Annotated in this window: 19 protein-coding genes and 1 pseudogene; 11 read left to right on the top strand and 9 right to left on the bottom strand. The window is 72.6% G+C overall.

All coding sequences use genetic code 11. The annotated features are described in order from the left end of the window. Nucleotides 1–50: 50 nt before the first annotated feature. Nucleotides 51–410: a hypothetical protein gene (locus ABUL08_RS03265; RefSeq protein ID WP_350934359.1), complete on the bottom strand. Its 360-nt coding sequence runs from the start codon at nt 408–410 to the stop codon at nt 51–53. Nucleotides 411–439: 29 nt separating this feature from the next. After that, nucleotides 440–1339 (bottom strand): LysR family transcriptional regulator, encoded by a 900-nt coding sequence (locus ABUL08_RS03270; RefSeq protein WP_350934360.1) that lies wholly within the window; start codon nt 1337–1339, stop codon nt 440–442. Nucleotides 1340–1431: 92 nt separating this feature from the next. On the opposite strand from ABUL08_RS03270, the gene ABUL08_RS03275 reads away from it, so the two are divergent. Continuing rightward, nucleotides 1432–2163, top strand: coding sequence for an SDR family oxidoreductase (locus ABUL08_RS03275; RefSeq protein ID WP_350934362.1), 732 nt, complete (start codon nt 1432–1434; stop codon nt 2161–2163). 54 nt (nt 2164–2217) lie between these two features. Here ABUL08_RS03275 and ABUL08_RS03280 read toward each other — a convergent pair whose 3' ends face one another. After that, on the bottom strand, nt 2218–2991 hold the full coding sequence (locus ABUL08_RS03280; RefSeq protein WP_350934363.1) for a class I SAM-dependent methyltransferase: 774 nt from the start codon (nt 2989–2991) through the stop codon (nt 2218–2220). 117 nt (nt 2992–3108) lie between these two features. On the opposite strand from ABUL08_RS03280, the pseudogene ABUL08_RS03285 reads away from it, so the two are divergent. Together ABUL08_RS03285 and ABUL08_RS03290 are read left to right on the top strand one after the other, a co-directional pair. Beyond that, nucleotides 3109–3456, top strand: a pseudogene (locus ABUL08_RS03285) (ADP-ribosylation/crystallin J1); the annotation flags it as partial. A 411-nt stretch (nt 3457–3867) separates the two neighbouring features. After that, nucleotides 3868–4323 carry a barstar family protein gene (locus ABUL08_RS03290; protein ID WP_350934365.1) on the top strand — a complete coding sequence of 152 codons (456 nt, stop codon included), beginning with the start codon at nt 3868–3870 and terminating at the stop codon, nt 4321–4323. Between the two features lie 36 nt (nt 4324–4359). On the opposite strand, the gene ABUL08_RS03295 is transcribed toward ABUL08_RS03290, so the two are convergent. Next, complete coding sequence (locus ABUL08_RS03295; protein ID WP_350934367.1) at nt 4360–5952, bottom strand: MFS transporter; 1593 nt, start codon at nt 5950–5952, stop codon at nt 4360–4362. Between the two features lie 122 nt (nt 5953–6074). On the opposite strand from ABUL08_RS03295, the gene ABUL08_RS03300 reads away from it, so the two are divergent. Further along, a complete protein-coding gene (locus ABUL08_RS03300) occupies nt 6075–6851 on the top strand; it encodes a TetR/AcrR family transcriptional regulator C-terminal domain-containing protein (protein WP_350934370.1) in 777 nt (258 codons plus the stop codon). 64 nt (nt 6852–6915) lie between these two features. Here the strand turns inward: ABUL08_RS03300 and ABUL08_RS03305 are convergent, their stop codons facing one another. Beyond that, complete coding sequence (locus ABUL08_RS03305; protein ID WP_350934371.1) at nt 6916–9771, bottom strand: aconitate hydratase; 2856 nt, start codon at nt 9769–9771, stop codon at nt 6916–6918. Nucleotides 9772–10003: 232 nt separating this feature from the next. Here ABUL08_RS03305 and ABUL08_RS03310 point away from each other — a divergent pair, with 232 nt between their 5' ends. Then, nucleotides 10004–11017: a LysR family transcriptional regulator gene (locus tag ABUL08_RS03310; protein WP_350934373.1), complete on the top strand. Its 1014-nt coding sequence runs from the start codon at nt 10004–10006 to the stop codon at nt 11015–11017. Here the strand turns inward: ABUL08_RS03310 and ABUL08_RS03315 are convergent. Then, nucleotides 11011–11655, bottom strand: coding sequence for a hypothetical protein (locus tag ABUL08_RS03315; RefSeq protein ID WP_350934375.1), 645 nt, complete (start codon nt 11653–11655; stop codon nt 11011–11013). The two genes, ABUL08_RS03310 and ABUL08_RS03315, sit on opposite strands and share 7 nt — an antisense overlap. 206 nt (nt 11656–11861) lie before the next feature. Here ABUL08_RS03315 and ABUL08_RS03320 point away from each other — a divergent pair, with 206 nt between their 5' ends. Continuing rightward, a complete protein-coding gene (locus tag ABUL08_RS03320) occupies nt 11862–12518 on the top strand; it encodes a DedA family protein (protein WP_350934377.1) in 657 nt (218 codons plus the stop codon). A 77-nt stretch (nt 12519–12595) separates the two neighbouring features. Here the strand turns inward: ABUL08_RS03320 and ABUL08_RS03325 are convergent, their stop codons facing one another. Then, nucleotides 12596–13255 (bottom strand): C39 family peptidase, encoded by a 660-nt coding sequence (locus ABUL08_RS03325; RefSeq protein ID WP_350934379.1) that lies wholly within the window; start codon nt 13253–13255, stop codon nt 12596–12598. 764 nt (nt 13256–14019) lie between these two features. On the opposite strand from ABUL08_RS03325, the gene ABUL08_RS03330 reads away from it, so the two are divergent. Next, nucleotides 14020–14397, top strand: a complete 378-nt coding sequence (locus ABUL08_RS03330) for an ArsC/Spx/MgsR family protein (RefSeq protein ID WP_350934382.1) — start codon at nt 14020–14022, stop codon at nt 14395–14397. A 16-nt stretch (nt 14398–14413) separates the two neighbouring features. Here the strand turns inward: ABUL08_RS03330 and ABUL08_RS03335 are convergent, their stop codons facing one another. Then, entirely contained in the window at nt 14414–14605 is a 192-nt protein-coding gene (locus tag ABUL08_RS03335) for a hypothetical protein (protein WP_242792532.1), read from the bottom strand. A 19-nt stretch (nt 14606–14624) separates the two neighbouring features. On the opposite strand from ABUL08_RS03335, the gene ABUL08_RS03340 reads away from it, so the two are divergent. Further along, nucleotides 14625–15287, top strand: a complete 663-nt coding sequence (locus ABUL08_RS03340) for a hypothetical protein (protein WP_350934384.1) — start codon at nt 14625–14627, stop codon at nt 15285–15287. 40 nt (nt 15288–15327) lie between these two features. Beyond that, nucleotides 15328–15717 (top strand): hypothetical protein, encoded by a 390-nt coding sequence (locus ABUL08_RS03345; RefSeq protein WP_350934387.1) that lies wholly within the window; start codon nt 15328–15330, stop codon nt 15715–15717. Nucleotides 15718–15721: 4 nt separating this feature from the next. Here ABUL08_RS03345 and ABUL08_RS03350 read toward each other — a convergent pair whose 3' ends face one another. Next, nucleotides 15722–16102: a hypothetical protein gene (locus ABUL08_RS03350; RefSeq protein ID WP_350934389.1), complete on the bottom strand. Its 381-nt coding sequence runs from the start codon at nt 16100–16102 to the stop codon at nt 15722–15724. Nucleotides 16103–16246: 144 nt separating this feature from the next. Between ABUL08_RS03350 and ABUL08_RS03355 the strand changes: the two genes are divergently transcribed. Both ABUL08_RS03355 and ABUL08_RS03360 read left to right on the top strand, forming a co-directional pair. Continuing rightward, a complete protein-coding gene (locus tag ABUL08_RS03355) occupies nt 16247–16918 on the top strand; it encodes a cellulose binding domain-containing protein (RefSeq protein ID WP_350934391.1) in 672 nt (223 codons plus the stop codon). Nucleotides 16919–17003: 85 nt separating this feature from the next. After that, nucleotides 17004–17705, top strand: a complete 702-nt coding sequence (locus tag ABUL08_RS03360) for a cellulose binding domain-containing protein (protein ID WP_350934392.1) — start codon at nt 17004–17006, stop codon at nt 17703–17705. Nucleotides 17706–17730 lie beyond the last annotated feature (25 nt).

Genomic DNA, 17730 nt, shown 5'->3' on the forward strand with positions numbered 1-17730 from the left:
GCACCGATCATCGACGGTGCGGTGGGTACGGCGCCATCTGGTTCTCGGGGCTACCGCAGCCAGCGCAGCGCGGCGTCGGCGGTGTCCTCGGGCGTGCTGTTGAAGGCGATGGCGGCGCCGGGTGCATGCCGCCGGACCAGGTTGACGACCTGCTCGAAGAGTTCGAGCAACGGCTCGTGCTTACGGATGCCGCCGCCGACCACCACGCAGGCGTAGTCCTTCGCGGCCAGCGCCGCGACGATCGTCGCCTCGGCGGTCTCGTCCGGCACGACCAGACACAGGTCCGCCTCGATCCCGTGCGCCTCGAACCTGGCCTGGCCACGGGCGATGGCCGCCACCACCGGCTCCGGATCCCAGCCCGGGATCCGGACCGGGTCGAGGCCGATCACCAGCACTGGTCCGGATGCCATGTGTCCTCCTGTCGTCGTCCGACCGGGTCCTAGACCGGCACCAGGCCGGGTTCCGGGGCGGGGTGGCCGGCGTCGCCGTACGACAGGCGGGTGGCCGTCCGGACCAGCGCGGCGAGGGCACGGGACCGGCTCTGCGGTGGCCAGGCGATCACCGTGGTCACCGCCGGGGCATCCGTCACCGGCACGGTGGTGAGATCGTCACGGAGGTGGACCCGGCACGACTCGGGCAGCACGGCCACGGCGCGGCCCAGCGCGATCAGTTGATAGAGCTGCGCGTGGTCCCGCACCTGCGGGCCCGGGCCCTCCGGGTAGCTGCCGTCGTGGCGTGGCCAGCGCGGCAGCGGCAGATCGGCCAGCGCGGCGACCTCGGCCACCCGCAGCTCGGCCCGCCCGGCGAGGGGGTGCCCGACCGGCAGGACCGCGACCTGCTGCTCGGTGCGCAGCTCCTCGCTGTCGAACCCGCTGGCCGAGTCGAACGGCCGGTGCAGCAGCGCCACGTCGGCGCGTCCGTCGCGCAGCAGCCGCTCCTGCTCGCCGATGCCGCAGAGCAGCACCTCGACGGTGACCGCGTCGGGCTCGGCGGCGTACGCGTCGAGCAGCCTCGGCAGCAGCTCACCGCTGGTGCCGGCCTTCATGACCAGGACCAGGCCCGGCTCGCCGGAGGCGGCCAGGGCGGCGCGGCGGGTACGGCGGCCGGCGGCGTCGACCGCGTCGAGTGCCGCGCGGGCCTCGCGCAGCAGCACCGAGCCGGCCGCAGTGAGGCTGACCGCGCGGCTGGTGCGGTCCAGCAGGGTGACGCCGAGTCGCCGTTCGAGCTGCCGGATGGCCCGCGACAGCGGCGGCTGCGCCATGCCGAGGCGGGTCGCGGCCCGCCCGAAGTGCAGTTCCTCGGCGACCGCGACGAAGTAGCGCAGCTCCCGCGTCTCCATCCGACCAGCGTACCCGCACCGATACCCGTCAGGTATCGCTGGACACCTGGACGGTGTTGGTGGCCGGCCCGGTCGCGGCCAGCATGGGTGTCATGAACGAACGGACGATCGCGCTGGTCACCGGCGCGAACAAGGGAATCGGATACGAGATCGCCGCGGGTCTGGGCGCCCTCGGCTGGAGCGTCGGCGTCGGCGCCCGGGACGAGCAGCGCCGGGAGGAGGCGGTGGCGAAGCTGCGGGCCGCCGGGGTCGACGCGTTCGGCGTACCGCTGGACGTGACCGACGACGCGAGCGTGGCCGCCGCCGCCGAGCTGGTGCGGGAGCGTGCCGGCCGCCTCGACGTGCTCGTCAACAACGCCGGCGTGACCGGCGGCATGCCGCAGCAGCCCAGCACGGTCGACCTGGCGGCGGTGCGGACGGCCGTGGAGACCAACGTCCTCGGCGTCCTGCGCGTCACCAACGCAATGCTGCCGCTGCTGCGCCGCTCCGCGTCACCCCGGATCGTGAACATGTCCAGCGGCGTCGGCTCCCTCACCCGGCAGACCGCCTCCCTCGACGAGCGCGAGACGGGCCCGCTGTCGGCCGCGTACTCGCCGTCGAAGACCATGCTCAACGCGGTGACCATCCAGTACGCCAAGGAGCTGCGCGACACGAACATCCTGATCAACGCCGCCTGCCCGGGCTTCGTAGCGACCGACCTCAACGGGTTCCGCGGCGTGCGTACCCCCGAACAGGGCGCGGCGGTCGCGATCCGGCTGGCGACGCTGCCCGACGACGGCCCCACCGGCGGGTTCTTCGAGGACGCCGGGGTGGTGCCCTGGTGAACGCCGGAGGGCCCCGTTCCGCGCGGTCGCGGAGCGGGGCCCTCCCGGGGTACGTCAGCCCGCGTCACCGCTGCTGCGTCGCGCGAGGTGGACGGTGACGTCGGCGGTGACCTCCACGGCCTCCGGCAGGACCCGGACGATCCGGTCGAAGACCTGCTCGCGCGCGGCGGGCGGCAGGGTGAGATAGGCCGAGACGGTGGAGAGCAGACCGACGAAGTCGTGGGCGGTCATCGTCAGGCGTCGCTCGATGACGGACTGCCGCACGTCGGTGAACCAGGCGGACCGGGCGAGTTCCGTGCCGGGCCACTGGAGGACCTGGTCGGCGGGCGTCCCGTCGGGAGACGGCACCTCGTCGCTGTCCAGGAACGGCGCCCGGGCCGCGTGGACGGCCTCCGCCACGGCCGGGTCGGCCAGCCGGAGCGGTCCACCGAACGAGGCGAAGACCCCGCCCGGTTCCAGCAGCGCGGCCATCCTCGACCACCGTCCCTCCGGCCTCGTCCAGTGCAGCGCCGCCGCCGCGTACACCAGCCCGTGGCTCTCGCCCGGTGGCAGGTCCTCGAAGGCGGCCTGCACGGTGCGGACCCCCGTGGGCACCTGCCGCCGTAGCTCGGCGAGCATGGCGGCGTCCGGTTCGGTCGCGGTGACCGCGATTCCCCGCCGGGCGAACAGCCGGGTCGCCTTGCCCGTCCCGGCACCGATCTCCAGGGCGGTCCGCACCGGCCGACCCGCGTACGTCAGCACCAGGTCGGCGAGCGCCGCCGGATATCCCGGCCGGAACCGCTCGTACGCCTCCGCCACCGTCCCGAAACTCAGCGCACGCCCGGTCATGCCGAGCATCCTGACACGGTGGGCCCCGTCGACGCCCGGTCTTTCGGGGCCGTCGGCGCACACCGCCGGGTCGGAAAACGGTGGCGTGCGCGCCGGGGATCGAGCAGGCTGCGGATCATGGGAAACTCGGACCCGGTCACCCTCTGGCGGCCCACCGGGCAGGCCGAACTCGATCTCGTCGCGGCGTCCGGCTGGCGGGCCTGGCCACCACGCCTGCCCGACCAGCCGATCTTCTACCCGGTCCTCAACCGCTGGTACGCCACGAAGATCGCCCGCGAGTGGAACGTCCCCGCCAAGGGCGTCGGCTACGTGACCCGGTTCGACGTCGAGCGCTCCTATCTGGACCGTCACCAGGTGCGGCAGGCCGGTGGCCGGGACGTGCGCGAGTACTGGATCCCCGCCGAGGAACTCGCCGAGTTCAACGCCCACCTGGTCGGGCCGATCGTCGAGGAGGCCGACTACCGCGGCCCGGTCGGTGACCAGGAGTTCACCGAGGCCGCTGAGGCCCTGGGCCGGGCCCTTCCCGCAGCCTGGCGCGGCTACCTGCAAGGTGAGTCGTGGTTCCGGCGCGGTTGGCTGCCGAGCGGCGCCTACGTCTGGCTCAATACGCCACTCGAGATGCTGGAGGTGCAGGACGCGTGGGGTGACGGCACCGACGCGCACCCCGGCATCGCGATCATCGGCGGGGACGGTTCCCGGGAACAGCTCGTCCTCGACCTGCGCAGCGACCCGGCACCGGTGCTGCTGGTCGACATCTCGAGCGACGGCTGGGACGGCGCGATCCGGCAGGCCGACGACGTGAGCCAGTTCCTCGACCGCGTCGAGGCGGGCACCTTCGAGTTCCGCTTCGCGGACCGGTAGATGCCGGGAGACGGGGTGACGGGTCGGCTCACGGCGTGCGCGCGGGGTGCCCTGGTGGAGCTGGCGGCGGTGCTGCCGGCGGCCGGCAGCTTCGTGGTCGCCCGGCTCGACGGCACGCGGATGCCGGACGCGGACCACGCCTTCTACGAGTTCTCCGACGCGCTGCTCTTCCCCGGCTACTTCGGCTGGAACTGGGCCGCGCTGTCGGACTGCCTCCGTGACCTGCACTGGTTGCCCGCGGACGGGTATCTGATCGTGGTGGAGAACGCGTCCCGGTTGCTGTCGGGCTCCACCGAGGACCGGCAGACGCTGTTCCGAGTCCTGTCGCGCGCCGTGCAGGACTGGGCTGACCCGCTCGGGCGGCCGGACGACCGGAGCGTCCCGTTCACCGTGCTGCTGCTCTGCGACCGCGACGAGGAGGCGGCGTCGCTGCGGGAGGAGATCGCCCGGGCGATGCACCAGCCGCGCTGAGAGCGCCGGCTGGTGCATCGCACGGAGTTCTCGTGGTCAGACCGCGGCCGGGCGGTCGAGGGTCGGGACGTCGGCGGGTGGCCCGTCCGGTCGCGCCGCTGCCGCGTCGACGGCGTGGGCGTGGCGGAGCAGGACGACGCAGAGCACGGCGGCGACCAGCATCACCACCCCGGCGGCGACGGCCGCGGCGTGCATGCCGTCGAGGAACGCCGCCCGCGCCGCCGTCAGGATCAGCGCGCCGGTCCCGCCCGGCAGTCGGGCCGCGGTGGTGAGGGCGCCGGCCAGCGTCTCCCGGGCCTCGCCGGTGGCCACCGGCGGTAGGCCGTCGGGCAGCGCCGGACCGATCCGGAGCCGGTAGACGGCGCTGCCGACGCTGCCCAGCAGGGCCATCCCGAGGGCGCCGGCGAACTCCGTCGCCGACTCCAGCAGGCCGGAGACCGAGCTGGCCCGCTCGGCGGGCGCCTCGCCGAGGACCACGTCGGTGACCAGGGACATCACCACCACCAGGCCGACGGCGTAGAGGCTCGCGCCGATCATGACGGGCCACAGGCCCGACCCGGGTCGGACCGCGGTCAGCACCGCGAAGCCACCGGCGGCGACGACGAAACCGGCGGCCATGACGTACGCCCGGTTGGTCCGGCGGGCGGCGACCGCCGCGAGCGGTGCGGCGGCCCCCACCCCGACGGTCGGCAGCAGGCTCCACAGCGCCGCCCGCAGCGGGCTCATGCCGAGGACGAGCTGGAGGTACTGGGTGGTGAAGATGGCGAAGCCGACCAGCGCGAACGTGGCGAGCATGGTGACCAGCAGGGAGGCGCCGAACGCCCGACGGCGGAACAGCGTCAGGTCGATCATCGGCTCGGGCCGGGTCCGCTGCCGGTGGAGGAAGAGGGCGCCGACGGCTGCTCCGGCGAGGAGGGCCGCCGCCGGCAGCGGCGCGAAGCCGTCCCGGGCCAGCTCCTTGATGCCGTAGATCATGGGCAGGATGGCGGCCAGCGAGAGCACCGAGCCGACCAGGTCGAAGCCGGTGGCGTGCGGCGTGCGGAACTCGGGCAGCAGGACCGGGCCGAGGAGCAGCAGCAGGGCCATCGCCGGGATGTTGATCAGAAAGACCGATCCCCACCAGAAGTGTTCGAGCAGGAAGCCGCTGAGCACCGGCCCGATCGCGATGCCGCCGGTCATCGCGGCGGTCCAGATCGCGATCGCCGTGCCCCGCTGCCGGTCGTCCTGGAACATGTTGCGGATCAGGCCGAGCGTCGACGGCATCAGGGTGGCGCCGCCGATGCCCAGCAGCGCCCGGGCGAGGATCAGCACCTCGGCGCTGCCGGCGTACGCGGCCAGCAGCGAGGCCGCGCTGAACGCGGCGGCGCCGACCAGCAGCAGCCGACGCCGCCCGATCCGGTCCCCGAGGGAGCCCATCGTGAGCAGCAGGCCGGCGAGGACGAAGCCGTACATGTCGAAGATCCAGAGTTGCTGAGTGCTGGTCGGGGCCAGCTCCCGGCTGATGAACGGCACGGCGAAGTAGAGCACCGACACGTCCATCGAGACCAGCAGCAGGGGCAGCATCAGCACCCCGAAGCCGAGCCATTCCCTTCGGCCCGCCCGGGGCCCCTCCGTGTTCACCGCATCCATGCCGACACCCTCATCCGTCGGGAGTCACGTCACCGCGACCCGCTAACTGCGTACGCCATACGCGTTACTGCGTAGGTTATACGCAGTAATAGGATGGCGGTCAAGCCACGGGAAGCGGAGCGATGACAGACGACACCGACAGCGGACTGCCGGCCAGCCTCGAAGCCGCCTGGGGGCTGCGGGAACGGCCGACCAGAGGACCGAAGCGCGGGCTGAGCCTGGACCGGATCGTCCAGGCCGCGATCGCCGTCGCCGCGGCGGACGGCCTCGCCGCGGTCTCGATGGGCCGGGTCGCCAAGGAACTCGGCACGGCCCCGATGTCGCTCTACCGGTACGTCGCCGCGAAGACGGAACTGCTGGACCTGATGACCGACGCCGCCTTCGGGCCGCCGGAGCCGACGCCCGGCCCCGAGGTCACCTGGCGCGAGGGCATGAGCCGGTGGGCCTGGGATCAGCTGGCCGGCTTCCGGCGGCATCCCTGGTTGCGGCACGTTCCGGTCGGTTCGCCACCGATCCTGCCGAACCAGATCGCCTGGATGGAGCACGCGCTCGCGGTGCTCCGCCCGACCGGCCTCACCGGGCCGGAGAAGATCGCCACCGTGCTGCTGGTCAGCGGCTACGTGCGCTACTGGGCCACGGTCACCCTCGACGTCCAGGCCGTCGCGCAGGCCGCCGGCTCGACCGCCGAGGAGGCGATGGCCACGTACGGGCGGCGGCTCGCGAAGGTCGTCGACCCCGCCCGGTTCCCCGAGGTCAGCGAGCTGATGAGCAGCGGTGGCCTGGACGACGAACCGGGCAACCCCGACGCGGACTTCGTCTTCGGCCTGGAGCGGATCCTGGACGGCGTCGAGGCGCTGGTCCGCTCCCGCGCGACCGGGCACGCCGCGGCCACCGGCTGACCCGGCGCAGACGCCGAAGGGCCCCTCACCCGCCGTCGCGGGAAGGGGCCCTCCGTCGGGTACGTCAGCTCGCGATCATGCGGCGCAGCACGTACTGCAGGATGCCGCCGTGCCGGTAGTAGTCCGCCTCACCCGGGGTGTCGATCCGGACCACCGCGTCGAACTCCACGCCGGTGTCGGTGGTGACCTTCACCGTGCGCGGGGTGTCGCCGTCGTTGAGCGCGGTCACGCCGGTGATGGAGAAGGTCTCCGTGCCGGTGAGCCCGAGCGACTCGGCGGTCGTGTCGACCGGGAACTGCAACGGCAGCACGCCCATGCCGATCAGGTTCGAGCGGTGGATCCGCTCGTACGACTCGGCGATGACCGCCCGGACACCGAGCAGCATGGTGCCCTTCGCCGCCCAGTCCCGGGACGAGCCGGAGCCGTACTCCTTGCCGGCCAGGATGACCAGCGGGATGCCCGCCTCCTGGTAGGCGGTGGCGGCGTCGTAGATCGAGGACTGCTCGCCGGTCAGGTGGTTGACCGTGAAGCCGCCCTCGACACCGGGGACCAGCTGGTTGCGCAGCCGGATGTTGGCGAAGGTGCCCCGGATCATCACCTCGTGGTTGCCCCGGCGGGAGCCGTACGAGTTGAACTCGTGGCGCGGCACGCCGTGCTCGGCGAGGTACTTCCCGGCGGGGGAGTCGGCCTTGATCGAGCCGGCCGGGGAGATGTGGTCGGTGGTCACCGAGTCACCGAGCCGGGCCAGCACCCGGGCGCCGGTGATGTCCACGACCGCCTTCGGCTCCCGCTCCATGCCCTCGAAGTACGGGGGCTTGCGCACGTAGGTGCTCTCCCCCTCCCAGGCGAAGGTGTCGCCGGTCGGGGTCGGCAGCGACTGCCAGCGCTCGTCACCGGCGAAGACGTCGGCGTACGCGGCGCTGAAGCCGGTCGCGCCGATCGCCTGGCCGATGACGTCCTGGATCTCGGCGCTGTTCGGCCAGATGTCGCGCAGGAAGACCGGGTCGCCCTGGGCGTCCTCGCCGAGCGGCTCGTTGGCCAGGTCGATGTCCATCGTGCCGGCCAGCGCGTACGCGACCACCAGCGGCGGGGACGCCAGGTAGTTCATCTTGACGTCCGGGTTGATCCGGCCCTCGAAGTTCCGGTTGCCCGACAGCACCGAGACGACGGCGAGGTCGCCCTCGTTCACCGCGGCGGAGACCTCCTCCGGCAGCGGGCCGGAGTTGCCGATGCAGGTGGTGCAGCCGTAGCCGACCAGGTTGAAGCCGAGCTTCTCCAGGTAGGGCGTGAGGCCGGCGCGGTCGTAGTAGTCCATGACGACCTTGGAGCCCGGCGCCAGCGTGGTCTTGACCCACGGCTTGCGGGTCAGGCCCTTGTCGACGGCGTTGCGGGCGAGCAGCGCGGCGCCGAGCATGACCTGCGGGTTGGAGGTGTTGGTGCAGGAGGTGATGGCGGCGATCACCACGGCGCCGTGGTCCAGCTCGTACTCGACGCCGTCGGCGCCGGTCACCCGGACCGGGTTGGTGGCCCGGCCGCCCGCGCCCACCGCGGCCGTCTCCAGGTCGCGCGGCGCGTCGGCCGGGTCGTTGACCCCGTTGGCCGGGGAGTCGCTGGCCGGGAAGGACTCGGCGCTGGCCTCGTCGGCCGGGCCGTCGGTGCCGAACGGCTTCTCCTGCTGCGGCACGCCCGGCTTGCGGCCGGGGTCGCCACCGGTCTCGTCGGCGGCCACGTAGTCGGTCAGGGCCGAGCGGAACAGCGTCTTGGCGCTGCCCAGCGGCACCCGGTCCTGCGGGCGCTTCGGGCCCGCCAGGGACGGCTCGATGGTGCTCAGGTCGAGTTCCAGCCGCTCCGAGTAGTCCGGCTCGTGGTTCGGGTCGTGCCAGAGGCCCTGCTCCTTGGCGTACGCCTCGACGAGCGCGACCTGCGCGGCGTCGCGGCCGGTCAGCTCCAGGTAGCGGACGGTCTCGGCGTCGATCGGGAAGATCGCGACGGTGGAGCCGTACTCCGGGGACATGTTGCCGATGGTGGCCCGGTTGGCCAGCGGCACGGCGCTCACGCCGGGGCCGTAGAACTCGACGAACTTGCCGACCACGCCGTGCTTGCGCAGCATCTCGGTGATGGTCAGCACCAGGTCGGTGGCGGTGGTGCCGGCCGGCATCTCGCCGTGCAGCTTGAAGCCGACGACCCGGGGGATCAGCATGCTGACCGGCTGGCCGAGCATGGCGGCCTCGGCCTCGATGCCGCCGACGCCCCAGCCCAGCACGCCCAGGCCGTTGACCATCGTGGTGTGCGAGTCGGTGCCGACCACGGTGTCCGGGTACGCCTGGCCGTTGCGCTCCATGATCGTGCGGGCCAGGTACTCGATGTTGACCTGGTGCACGATGCCGGTGCCCGGCGGGACGACCTTGAACTCGTTGAACGCGGTCTGGCCCCAGCGCAGGAACTGGTAGCGCTCCTTGTTGCGCTCGTACTCCAGCTCGACGTTGCGCTCGAAGGCGTCCGCGCGGCCGAACAGGTCGGCGATGACGGAGTGGTCGATGACCAGCTCGGCCGGGGCGAGCGGGTTGACCTTGGTGGCGTCGCCGCCGAGGTCGCGGACGGCCTCCCGCATGGTGGCCAGGTCCACGACGCAGGGCACGCCGGTGAAGTCCTGCATGAGCACCCGCGCCGGGGTGAACTGGATCTCCACGCTCGGGTCGGCGTCGGCGTTCCAGGCGCCGAGCTCGCGGATGTGGTCGGCGGTGATGTTCGCGCCGTCCTCGGTCCGCAGCAGGTTCTCCAGCAGGATCTTCAAGCTGTAGGGCAGTCGGTCGTGGCCCTCCACCTTGTCGATCTTGAAAATCTCGTAGCTCGCGTCTCCGACGCGTAGCTGGGTCTTCGCACCGAAGGTGTCGAGGCTCGCCACGTCGTACTCCTTCACACCAGCGACCGTGAGTAGTCCTGAGCAGTCTGTCGCACCGACCGGGACGACGCCCCGGTTAGGTGACACTTACCGCCGATTCTCGTTCAACAAAACCGTACGTCCGTCTTGCTATCAACGCAAGTTCGTACGCGGTCGCGGGGACACATTCGTGATGCACTATGGATGCGTCGGCGGATGCGGCGACCCGTCGGGCTCCGGAGGGTCCCCGCGGTCGAACGGAGGCGACCGGGTGGAGCTGGAGGTCCGACAGCTGCGAGTTTTCCTGGCCGTGGCCCGGTCGGAGAGCTTCAGCCGGGCCGCCCTGTTCCTCGGGCTCACCCAGCCGGCGGTGACGGCTCACGTCAAGCGGCTCGAACGGCACTTCGGCCTGCCGCTGTTCGCCCGCACCACCCGGATGGTCCGCCTCACCGAGGCGGGTCGACGGCTGCTGCCCCTGGCCGAGCGGGTGGTGTTCGACCTGGCGGAGGTGGACCGGGTGATGGCCGGCGGCAGCCCGGCGACGTTCCGCTTCGGCGCGGAGGCGCCGGCGCTGACCAGGATCCTCGGGCCGCTGCGGCGACTCCTTCCGACGACGGACTTCGACGTGGTGGTGGAACTGTCCGAACGCAGCGTCGCTCAGATCCGGGCCGGTCAGCGGCACGCCGCCCAGGTCTACGACTTCGAGGTGTCCCCGCTGCCGCTGGACGGACTGGGCTCGGTCGTGCTGGACCGGGAGCCGATCTGGGCGGTGCTGCCCCGCTCGCACCGGCTGGCGGAAGCGCCCGCGGTCGCCCTGGCCGAGCTGGCCGGCGACCCGTGGGTGCTCCGCCCGACCGGGCAGCGGCTGCGCCGGTTCGTCGTCGAGGCGTGCCGCAGCGCCGGGTTCGAGCCCCGCGTGCGCCACGCGGCCACCGACGGCACCGCCATCGAGTACATGATCGCCGATCACGGCTGCGTCACCCTGGGATCGCCGATCAACCTCGGCAGTCCGCACTACGTCCAACGTCCCCTGGCCGACCCGGTGGAGAGAACCCTCCGGCTGGTCTGGTCCACCGGCGAGGTGGCCCATGAGCTGGTCGTCGTGGTGGCCGACCTGATGCGGGGGCGCTATCTCGACGCGGCCCTGACCAACAATCCGGAGTACGGGCGGACGCTGCTCGACCGCCGCCGGCGCGCAGCCGTTCCCGCCGCCGGAGCGCCGGCGGCGGGAAGGGTCAGCGTGCCCCCGACGGGGGCGTCGGTGCTACCCGGCCCGGCTCAGTAGCCCGGGAACCTCGTGGTGTCGTACGTCCCGACCGTCCAGCTCCGGCCACCGCCCCAGTCGAAGGTGGTCGTCGTGCTGTGTGCCATGGACCAGACGACGCCGATGCCGGTGGGGACGAACTCGATGCCGTAGCCGTGCTGCACGCAGTTCCCCTTCTCCCGGATGTTGGTGAAGCTGACGCTGGTTCCCCCCGCCGTGACGTTGATCGTCCCCGACGAGGTCGACGGGTTGACGGTGAAGCCGAACCCGACGGTGCTGAAGGTGAAGGTGTCGATCTGGGTCACCTTCACCGGGACGTTGTTGGTGATGCCGTATCCGCTGCACGAGGAGGAGTTCCCGCTGACGAAGATCCGGCCGACGTTGTTGGTGACCGCCTGCTTCTTGTAGCTGACCTTGTCACCGAGGTTCACCCAGGCGAAGTAGGGGTCGATGTCGTACAGCTCCCGGTCGCCGCGGAGCCAGGTCTCGCAGTTGCGCCACCCGTCGGTTCCCTGGGAGCCGCAGGAGATGCCGTACTCGGCCCGGGCGGGTGCGGCGGGCAGGACCGTGGAGGCGACCGCGGCGAGGGCGGCGACCACCGCGAGCAGGGCCGTGAGTGGACGGCCGCGTGGTGACCACCGGAGCAGAGAACCGATCATGGTAGGACCTTTCTCGCCGTACCCGAGGCTTTTCGGGTAGAGGAACGGGTGGTCCCAGGATCAGACAGCCGACAGAGCGAGAGAAATCAATACTTCATGGGGTGTCATAAGCCGCCGCTATAGGTGAACCGCTCCCGATCTCGTGCTCACCCGGGCGCATCGGAGAGGTGACGGTAGGGTTCGAGGTCGGAGCGGAAGGAGCAGCCGTGGTCGACGTACAGCACTGGCTCTCCGCGCTGCCGCCGGGCGTCGTCTATCTCCTCGTCGCCGCGGTGATCGGCGTGGAGAGCATGGGCGTGCCGCTGCCCGGCGAGATCGTCCTGGTCAGCTCCGCCCTGCTCGCCGCCACCGGCGTCGTCGAACCGCACTGGGTCGCCACCGCCGCCGCAGCCGGCGCGATCATCGGCGACTCCATCGGGTACGCCATCGGACGGCGGGGCGGTCGCCCACTGCTGGCCCGGCTGGGCCGGCGCTTCCCCCGACATCTCGGCCCCGGGCAACTCGCCCGTGCCGAGCAGAGCTTCGCCCGGCACGGCGTCTGGGCGGTCTTCTTCGGCCGCTTCGTGGCACTGCTGCGGATCCTCGCCGGCCCGCTCGCCGGCGCGCTGCACGTCCCGTACCGCCGCTTCCTGCTGGCCAACGCGGCCGGCGGCCTGGTGTGGGCCTTCGCCACCACCTACCTGCTCTTCAGCGTGGGCCGGGCGGCCGAGCACTGGCTCAAGGACATCTCCTGGGCCGGCCTCGCCCTGGCCGTCGTCGCCGGGCTGGTCAGCACCTGGTGGCTGCGCCGCCGGGCCCGCCACCTCGATGAGCCCGAGGCCGCCGACGCGGCCGAGCCGGTGAAGGCCGGCACCGACCGCTGACCTCCCGGCCTGCCCTGGTCGACGGACGACGAAAGGGCCGCCCCCGTGGTGGGGACGGCCCTTTCGGTTGTCGCCGGTCAGGAGGCGGTGTAGCCGCGGGTGGCGATCCAATCGGCGAGGTTGTCGACGCTGATCCGGTAGGAGGCCTGGTCCGGGTTGGCGGAGTCGGCGATCGTCACGGTCTTCCCACCGTCGCGGTACCCGACGACGCTGATGTAGTGCCCGCCCTCGAAGGAGTGGGTGACACCGTCGGTGTCGGTGGCGGTGCCGGCGATGTTGGCCACCACGGCCCGGCCCTCGTCCACGGTGCGGACGATGTCGGCGCGCAGCTTCTCGGTCTGGGCGTCGTCGGCCTTCGGCGTCTTGATCTCGACGCTGTGGTAGACGTCCTTACCGGTCTCCTTGTTCAGCACCGGGGTGATGTCGTTGACGCTGTTGGTGCCGTTCTCGGTGGTGCCCATCTCCTTGGCCATGGCGTCCACGTCGATGGCCTTGCCCTGGACGGAGAGGGCGTTACGCGTGGCGGCGGGGCCGCAGTAGTAGAAGTTGGGCTGCGCCTCGTAGCGCACGTTCAGCTCGCGCTCGCCGTGGCCCTTGCGGTCGGTGGTGACCTGCGCGGTCCGGCCGGTCTCGGCGGGCGACGCGTGGGCGGCGATGGCGGGGCCGGCGATGCCACCGGCGGTGGCGGCGATACCGGCAGCGGTCAGGACGGTCTTGCGCAGCAGAGTGGTAGCCATGATCAGATCACGCCTTCCATTCGGGGGTGTGCGGCACACACGTCGACGCACCGGGGGGTGCGCGGGGTGCCGCGAAAAAGGGGGGAAAGTCTTTGGGGGTGTCCGGCGGTCGTGGTCGACCTGCTCGGTGGCCCGGGGGTGTAACGACCGGCGGCGGGGAGTCATTCCCCCGGCCTGGCCGGTGGGGACCCGGTGTTCGCGGCCCGGGGATGTAACGACCGGCGGCGGGGAGTCATTCCCCCGGCCTCGCCGGTGGGGACCCGGTGTTCGCGGCCCGGGGATGTAACGACGGCCGGTGGCCGGTCATTCCCGACCGGCGGTCGTCGGCTCGGGGGCCGGGATGCCGCGCGGTCTGCCATGTTCAACGACCCCACCCCCGGCATGATTCCGCCCGACGGGTGGCCCCGACCACGGACATCCACCCCTCAACCTCGCACCGCGCCATGATGTCTTCGCCACGCCGCCGCAGCCGGCCCCAACCACGCCGGAAACCGGACAATCCGCGCACACCGCCCCACCATGCCGTCGGGTCCGGCGCGGGAGTGCGGTGGGTGGAACGTCATGGACCTCATCCCGGTCGGGAAACCTCCATCACGTTCCACCGATGCCACACGGCCCCCGGACGGCGGCCTCCCACGGCGGCGCAGGAGCGTGCTCGATCCGGGCAACAGCGGGTCGAACGGCGTGGGATGCCACTCGATCCAGGATCCCGCGCGATCTCGGGCGGCGGACGCGCCGGCGGACGGTCTGCGACGATGCCGGGCATGGAGATCTGGGACAACCCGGCCTGTTCCAAGTGCGCCGGCGCGCGGAGCAGCCTCGACGAGGCGCGGGTGCCGTACCGGCTGCGGGCGTATCTGGTGGAGCCGCCGAGCGCGGCCGAGCTGACCGAGGTGCTGCGGCGGCTCGACGCCCGCGCGTGGGACATCTGCCGCACGGGGGAGCCGGCGGCGGTCGCCCTCGGCCTGGCCGGCTGGGGGCGGGACGACGCCGACGAGCCGCGCTGGATCGCGGCGATGGTGGCGCACCCGGAGCTGATCCAACGCCCGATCCTGCTGCTCGACGACGGTGGCGCGCTCGTCGGGCGTACCCCGGAGTCGCTGGCGGAGGCGGTGCGCCGCGCGGCCCGCGACGGCGGGTGAGCGGCGCGGCGCCGGGTCAGGCCCGGTCGTCGGCCGGGCTGGGACTCCCGGCGGCCTTCGCGTGCCGCTCGCGCAGCCGGTCCCGGATCTCCTCCGGGGTGTACGCGCGGCGCCGCCGCTCCGCCCGGGCGATGACCACACCGGACGCCGCGACGCCGGCCAGGCCGGCCAGCCCGAGCACCTTCCACCACCGCACACGTTGCCGCATCCGCTTAGGGTAGTCCCTCATGAGCATCAGCCTGGACGAGGCCGTGGAGCTGACCCGGACCGGCGACGTGTGGGTGTTCCGGGGGCGCAGCGTGCCGGACCGCGCGATCCAGTTCACCACCAACAGCCCGGTCAACCACGTGGGCATGGCCGTGGTGCTGGACGACATGCCACCGCTGATGTGGCACGCCGAGCTGGGCCGGTCCCTGCCGGACCTGTGGACCGGCACCCACCAGCGCGGGGTGCAGCTGCACGACCTGCGCGACGCGGTCTGCGTCTGGGCCAACCGGTACGGCCAGCGCGCCTGGCTGCGCCAGCTCGAACCGTCGGCCGACGCGCCGATGGAGGAGGCGGTGCTGCGGACCGTGGCCCGGCTCGACGGCACCCCGTTCCCCTCCACCGCGCAGCTCGCCTGGCGCTGGGCCCGGGGGCGGGTGCCGACCGTGCGGCGTCGTACGTCGTCCACCTCGGAGGGTGGGGGCGTGTCGGTGCGGGACCGGGCGCTGGAGACCGCGTACTGCGCCGAGGTGGTGGCGGTGACCTACGAGGCGATGGGGCTGCTGCCGGCCGGCCGGCGTCCCAACTGGTACGACCCGGGACGCTTCTGGAGCGGCGACGATCTGGACCTGCGGGACGGCGCGCGGCTGGGTGAGGAGATCGAGGTGCGCATCCCGCCTCGCTGAGCAGGTTTGCTGAGGTGGCCGCGGGGCTATTGAGTGCGGCGTGAAGGCTTCCACGGATTTCGACACGCTGACCGAGTTCTTCGACCGGTACGGCGTGGCGCTCACCGTCGGCGACGTGCCCGCCATCGCCGGCTGCTACGCCCTGCCCGGTCTGGTGGTCGCCGACACCTACAGCTTCTCGTTCACCTCGCCGGCCGCCGTGGCCCTCTCCTTCGTCGGCGCCGCCCCGGACTACCAGGAGCGGGAACTGATCGCGGCGAACGCCCTGATCGAGGACGTGCAGCCGGTCTCCGCGCTGCTCACCGAGGTGGCCGTCCGGTGGGAGTTCCTGGACAGCCAGGGGCAGGCCGTGCCGGGGGAGCGCTACCGCTACCTGCTGCGCAGCACCGACGACGGCCCGGCCATCTGCACCGTCATCCGTACGGCCTGACCGATCACCCGCCGCGACGCCACGCCGTCCGTGTCGCCGGCGCCCAGGGCGGTCTCGTCGCCGAACGACCGGGCCAACGGCCGCGCCGCCCGAAGCAGCTCCGTCGCGTGCCCCGTCGTCGGGCACCGGCCCGGCCCTCGTACCCGAGACGGCCGACAACCTCGTCCAGGCCCGGGGCGAGCCGGTGCCGAAGGACGATCCTGCCCAGGCTCTCGTCGTCCCCGGCCCGCCAGCGGGTGGTGCTCGGCACCCAGCCCTCCGCAGGCGACGTCGCCTGCGTCCACAGCTCGGTGACGGGGCGGGCGAAGCCCTCGACGGTGTGCTCGGCCATCGCGGCGAGGAAGCTGGTGTGTACCCGTTCGGTGGGCGGGATCAGCAGGGCCATGGTCGTGAGTAGACCCGAAGCGTCCCCCGGCGACCAGCCGTTTTCCGTGGGCCACCGACGGACGGCCGGATCATCCGGGGCCGGCTGTGCTGGCCGCCCCGGGCTGGCTACGCTGGCGCGTCGGCGGTGGCGGAGGGGGACCTGATGAGCGTCCGGCATGACGAACGGACCGGCTCGTCGTCGTTGTCGAGGATGGTGACCTCGGCGCCGTGGCTCGTGGTGGTGCTCGGCGTGGGTCTGCTGGCCACCCTGCTGGTGTTCGCGCTGCTGTCCCTGCGTTCGCCGCAGCCGCAGGCGATGCCGGAGCCCGCGCCGCCGATCTACCTGCCGCTCGCCCCGCCGACCACGTCCGCCGCGCCGAGCGACGCCCCGCTGGTGGCCGTGGACACCACCGGTTCGGCGACGTCGTCGCCCAGCGTGAGCCCCTCGGCGCGACCGTCCGGGTCGGTGCGGCCGTCGGTCTCGGCCCGGCCCGCGTCCGGTGTGCCGCTCTCCGGCACGGTGACCGCCCGTTACCAGGCCACCAGCAGCGACCGGACCTCGTTCACCGCGCGGCTGACCGTGGCCAACGGGTCGGCCCGTGCCCAGGAGTGGCGGGTGGAGCTGCTCTTCACCGGCAACGTCAAGAGCATCCAGGCGTCCTCGGCGTCCGGGGTGTCGGTCACCTCGCAGGGCAACGGGTGGTACGTGCTGCGCGGCACCGGTCCGCTCGGATCGGGGGAGAGTGCGATCGTGGAGATGAGCTTCAGCCGTACCGGCAGTGGCGACCGGCCGGGTCAGTGCACCGTCAACGGGTCGGACTGCGCCCTCGGCTGACCCGGTGGTCCGCTGCCGGGTCGGGCACTTTCCGACATTGCCGTCGATCGCTACGCTCACCGGACGGGACCGACAGGGGAGGGGCATGTCCGGCACTCGCCGCAAACGACCGTTGCCCGGTGCCAGCACCGCCATCGCCTCGTCGCCCTGGGTCGTGGTCTCCATCGGCGTGATCGTGATGGTGGTGCTGCTGATCGTCGCGCTGGGCGCGGCCCGGGGGCGGCGGCCCTTCGACGCCCAGCCGGGCCCGCCGCCGGCGACCGTGCCGCTGCCCGACCTGCCGTCGCCCACCCCGTCGCGGGTCGACCCGACGGTGACCGCGCCGGTCGTGCCGGGGCTGTCGCCGCGGTCGACCGTCCTGCCGAGTGCCGTCGCGCCGACGGCCGGCCCGTCCGGGTCGTCGGGGGGTGGCGCGGGGAGCGGACGCCCCACCCCGGCTCCCGCGCCGTCGTCCGCCGCCCCGCCGCCCTCCCCGGTCACCGGCCGGTACGCGGTGGTGGACACCTTCGACGGCGGCTTCATCGGCGAGGTGCGGATCAGCAACGCCGACTCGACCGCCCGGGGTTGGACGGTGCGCCTGGTCTTTCCCACCGGGCGTCTGGTCACCTCCTGGGTGGAGGGTGCGGAGCAGGGGCGGGCCAGTGTCTCCGGCGAGGTCTTCACGTACACCAGCGGGGTCGACCTGGCGGCCGGGGCGTCAGTGCCGTTGCGCTTCCACTTCGAGGCCACCGGCACCACCCGGCCCGCCGGGTGCACGGTCGACGACGCCCCCTGTTCCGGGCTCTGACCGCGTCGTCGGGACCCGCCCGATC

The organism is Micromonospora sp. CCTCC AA 2012012 (assembly GCF_040499845.1).
GTDB lineage: Bacteria > Actinomycetota > Actinomycetes > Mycobacteriales > Micromonosporaceae > Micromonospora > Micromonospora mangrovi.

What these genes read in the sequence shown, in the direction of transcription:
- ABUL08_RS03330 (WP_350934382.1), top strand. Translation starts at nt 14,020, where the DNA reads ATGGAGATCTGGGACAACCCGGCCTGTTCCAAGTGCGCCGGCGCGCGG.
- ABUL08_RS03325 (WP_350934379.1), bottom strand. Translation starts at nt 13,255, where the DNA reads ATGGCTACCACTCTGCTGCGCAAGACCGTCCTGACCGCTGCCGGTATC.
- ABUL08_RS03355 (WP_350934391.1), top strand. Translation starts at nt 16,247, where the DNA reads ATGAGCGTCCGGCATGACGAACGGACCGGCTCGTCGTCGTTGTCGAGG.
- ABUL08_RS03265 (WP_350934359.1), bottom strand. Translation starts at nt 410, where the DNA reads ATGGCATCCGGACCAGTGCTGGTGATCGGCCTCGACCCGGTCCGGATC.
- ABUL08_RS03350 (WP_350934389.1), bottom strand. Translation starts at nt 16,102, where the DNA reads ATGGCCCTGCTGATCCCGCCCACCGAACGGGTACACACCAGCTTCCTC.
- ABUL08_RS03295 (WP_350934367.1), bottom strand. Translation starts at nt 5,952, where the DNA reads ATGGATGCGGTGAACACGGAGGGGCCCCGGGCGGGCCGAAGGGAATGG.
- ABUL08_RS03335 (WP_242792532.1), bottom strand. Translation starts at nt 14,605, where the DNA reads ATGCGGCAACGTGTGCGGTGGTGGAAGGTGCTCGGGCTGGCCGGCCTG.
- ABUL08_RS03360 (WP_350934392.1), top strand. Translation starts at nt 17,004, where the DNA reads ATGTCCGGCACTCGCCGCAAACGACCGTTGCCCGGTGCCAGCACCGCC.
- ABUL08_RS03340 (WP_350934384.1), top strand. Translation starts at nt 14,625, where the DNA reads ATGAGCATCAGCCTGGACGAGGCCGTGGAGCTGACCCGGACCGGCGAC.
- ABUL08_RS03280 (WP_350934363.1), bottom strand. Translation starts at nt 2,991, where the DNA reads ATGACCGGGCGTGCGCTGAGTTTCGGGACGGTGGCGGAGGCGTACGAG.
- ABUL08_RS03300 (WP_350934370.1), top strand. Translation starts at nt 6,075, where the DNA reads ATGACAGACGACACCGACAGCGGACTGCCGGCCAGCCTCGAAGCCGCC.
- ABUL08_RS03270 (WP_350934360.1), bottom strand. Translation starts at nt 1,339, where the DNA reads ATGGAGACGCGGGAGCTGCGCTACTTCGTCGCGGTCGCCGAGGAACTG.
- ABUL08_RS03315 (WP_350934375.1), bottom strand. Translation starts at nt 11,655, where the DNA reads ATGATCGGTTCTCTGCTCCGGTGGTCACCACGCGGCCGTCCACTCACG.
- ABUL08_RS03275 (WP_350934362.1), top strand. Translation starts at nt 1,432, where the DNA reads ATGAACGAACGGACGATCGCGCTGGTCACCGGCGCGAACAAGGGAATC.